The 3107-nt window shown below is 74.7% G+C and carries 3 protein-coding genes; 1 reads left to right on the top strand and 2 read right to left on the bottom strand.

The window, feature by feature from the left end; translation table 11 throughout:
• Positions 1-1327 (bottom strand): hypothetical protein (locus AB0M20_RS34775; protein ID WP_364304643.1); only part of this gene is annotated, 1327 nt, incomplete at its 3' end.
• A gap of 21 nt (positions 1328-1348) precedes the next feature.
• On the opposite strand from AB0M20_RS34775, the gene AB0M20_RS34770 reads away from it, so the two are divergent.
• Positions 1349-2674, top strand: coding sequence for a S8/S53 family peptidase (locus tag AB0M20_RS34770; RefSeq protein WP_364304641.1), 1326 nt, complete (start codon positions 1349-1351; stop codon positions 2672-2674).
• A gap of 10 nt (positions 2675-2684) precedes the next feature.
• Here the strand turns inward: AB0M20_RS34770 and AB0M20_RS34765 are convergent.
• On the bottom strand, positions 2685-3107 hold a 423-nt coding region (locus AB0M20_RS34765; protein WP_364304639.1), incomplete at its 5' end, for a CocE/NonD family hydrolase C-terminal non-catalytic domain-containing protein.

The following is a 3107-nucleotide window of genomic DNA, read 5'->3' as shown; positions in this document are numbered from 1 at the left end:
AGAAGGCGGCGTGTGCCCGCAGCTCGGGGGCGGCGAGGGTGCGGCGGTGGTTGTCGGCGGCGCGCAGGCCGAACCGGCAGGCCGCGAGCATCGCCGCGGTGTCGCCGCGCTGGCGGGCGCGCATCGCGTGGGCCAGCCAGCCGGCCGCGTGGCCGAAGCTGGGCCCGCGGTTGCGGAAATCGGCGGCGCGGGCGAGGTGCCGGTCGGCGTCGGCGAGGCGTCCCCGCTCGGCGGCCAGCCGGCCGGCGAGCAGATGCGCGGCCGGCGTCTCCAGCGCGTCCATGTCGTCGAGCCGGTCGGCCAGGTCCCCGGCTCGCCGCGCCATGCGCCCGTCGCGGTGCCCGGCGGCCCACCGCGACTGCAGCACCACGAAGGACGCGCGGGCGTGCCACTGATCCCGGTCGGTGCGGCGGAAGATGTCGCGGGCCGCCGCCGCGCGGTCGGCAGCGAGCTCGTGGCGGCCCGCGCCGTACGCTGCCTGGCCGGCGACGAAGAGCAGCTCCGCCGTGCGGGCGGCGTCGCCACCGCGCGTGGTGTGTTGCCGGATCGCCGCCTCGGCCACGCTCACCGCCTCGGTGAACAGCCCGGCCGCGAGCAGCACCTTGCAGCGGTCGATGCCCAGCTCCGGCACGTAGACGCCGAGGGTCGCGTAGCGCTCGGTGGCGGCGTCCAGGAAGCGGAGGGCGGCGGCCAGGTCGCCGGCGAAGTAGGCGAGTTCCGCGCGATTGTGGATCGCATGCGCGGACTCGAGCTCCTGCCCCACGGCGTGGTAGAGCCGCTCCGCCTCGACCAGCTCGCGGTCGGCGCGCGCGGCCTGGCCGAGCGCGCAGAAGGCGAGTCCCCTAGCCATGTGGGCGCGGGCCTCCCAGACCCGCTCGCCGCCCTTGCGCAGGGGGCCGATGGCCCGGCGCAGGTCCTCGAGCGCCTCCTCGTACCGGCCGAGCAGGCGCACCAGCAGGATGGCGCGCCGCACCAGGATCGTGCCGGCCTGGACACCGCGGCTGCCCTCGATGGCCGCGTCCAGCATGGCCAATCCCGGACCCGTCCGGCCCGCCAGACCGAGCGACAGGCCGAGCGTCGCCCGGACGTCCGCGATGCGTGCCGGTTGACCGCACGCCATGGCGGCACGCAGCGCCCGCCTCAGCTCCGCGATGGCCGCCGCGCTGTGCCCGCCGTCGCGCAGCACGATCGCCCTGGCCTGCCGTGCGATCGACGCCGTGCAGGGGTCGGGCCGGCCGGCGAGGATCCGGTCGGCCTCCCGTGACGCCTCGCCCGGCCGGGACAGGGCCATCGACAACAGCCGCTCGGACGGATCGGCATCGGACACGCGCCAAGTCTAGGGGGATCAATGACCGACGAACGACCCAGTAATGAGCCGCCACAGGCGGAGACCAGGCAGCAGGCCCAGCTCCGGCTGCTGCGGGCGAGGTTCGGCGACCGGATCTCGGCCGGGCCGCCGCCACCGCCTGCGGCAGACGCGCCGGACGCGCCGGACGCGCCGGACGTGCGCGCCTTCGCGACCACGGTGAACGAGCCGGCACCCGACGTCTCGTACCTCTACGAGACCGGCCGCGTCCTGGTCCGCGACGAGTACCTCGACATGGCGCGCGGCTTCCTCGGTGACGACGCCACCCCGGACCCGGACGCCCGCCAGCTCGACGGCGTGACCGTGCTCCAGGTCGGCGACGTGGAGGAGGCGCTGCGGGTGATCGACCGGAACATCGGCCGGGGCGTCGCTTCGCGCAACCATCTGGTGCACATCGCGGGCGTGATCGGGTTCTGCCCCGCCACCGAGCCGGTCCCCGTGCCGGACGGCACGGCACCGCTGCCGGTCGTCGAGACGGACGCCGAGGCCGGCCGTGGGGTGCGCGTGGTGGTCGCCGACACCGGCCTGGATCTGTCGGCCGCGGGACGCTCGAGCTGGCTGGCCGGCGTCACCGGCGAACCCGACCCCGGCATCCCGGATCAGGGCAGCCAGGAGCCGCTCGCCGAGTACGCCGGGCACGGCACGTTCATCGCGGGCGTCGTCCGGTGCCTGGCGCCGGCCGCGGAGGTGCATGTGCGGGCCACCTTCGAGATCGGCGGCGCGGCCCTGGAGACCCAGCTCGTCGACGGGCTGATCGACATCCTGGACAACGACAACCCCGACATCATCAGCCTGTCCGCCGGCACCTGGACGCACATGGCCGGCGATCTGCTGAGCCTGCAGACGTTCGGCCGGCGCCGGCTCCGGCTGCACAAGGGGGTGTTGCTGGTCGCGGCGGCCGGCAACGACAACGACCGGTCGCCGTTCTGGCCGGCCGCCGCGCCCTACGCGGTGTCGGTGGGGTCGCTGGACTCGGCGCTGACCGGCAAGGCCTGGTTCAGCAACTTCGGCGGATGGGTCGACGTCTACACCGCGGGCGACGAGCTGGTCAACGCCTTCCCGGTCGGCCGGTACACCGGGCAGGAGGAGGGCAACCTGGGCGTGGAGTACGACTTCACGGGCATGGCCCGCTGGAGCGGCACGTCGTTCTCCACGCCGCTGTTCGCCGGACTCGTCGCCGCCCGCATGTCCAAGACCGGCGAGAACGGCGTGGACGCGGCGGCCCAGCTGCTGAAGCTCGCCCGGAAGCAGGCCATCCCCGGGCTGGGGGCGACGCTGCGTCCGGGCGACGCGATCCTGAAAATCTGAGCGATCCGGGTCAGCTGCGGGAGAGCGGCAGTGAGATGTGCGAGACGCCCGGCCGGACGCCGACCTCGGTGCCGGCCGGGTATCGCAGCGTGTGGTCGCGCTCGGTCGAGATCAGCACGACGCCGATCCGGTGGCCCGGCGCGAACACGTGGTCGTCGGTCTGCAGCTCCCAGCGGAACGTGTAGGGCTGCCCGGGCGTGATCGGCTCGGTGCGGGCGCGGGAGTGCCGGTTGCGCACGTCCAGCCAGCCCCGGGTGACGATCTCTAGCGGCGTGGTGGCGGTCACGTACCCGACCCTGTTGAAGCAGCCCGGGTCGCCGGCGATGCCGGGGCCGATGCAGTCCTGGCCGGGCAGCGTGCGCAGGCCGGCGTACCGCTCGGCGGCGCCGTAGTCGACCAGCAGCGCGGTCAGGTAGGGCGACTTGCCGTCCAC

The organism is Actinoplanes sp. NPDC051633, assembly GCF_040681735.1.
GTDB lineage: Bacteria > Actinomycetota > Actinomycetes > Mycobacteriales > Micromonosporaceae > Actinoplanes.
The sequence above is the reverse complement of the archived record's forward strand: the minus strand, read 5'-3'. Positions and strand labels throughout refer to the sequence as shown.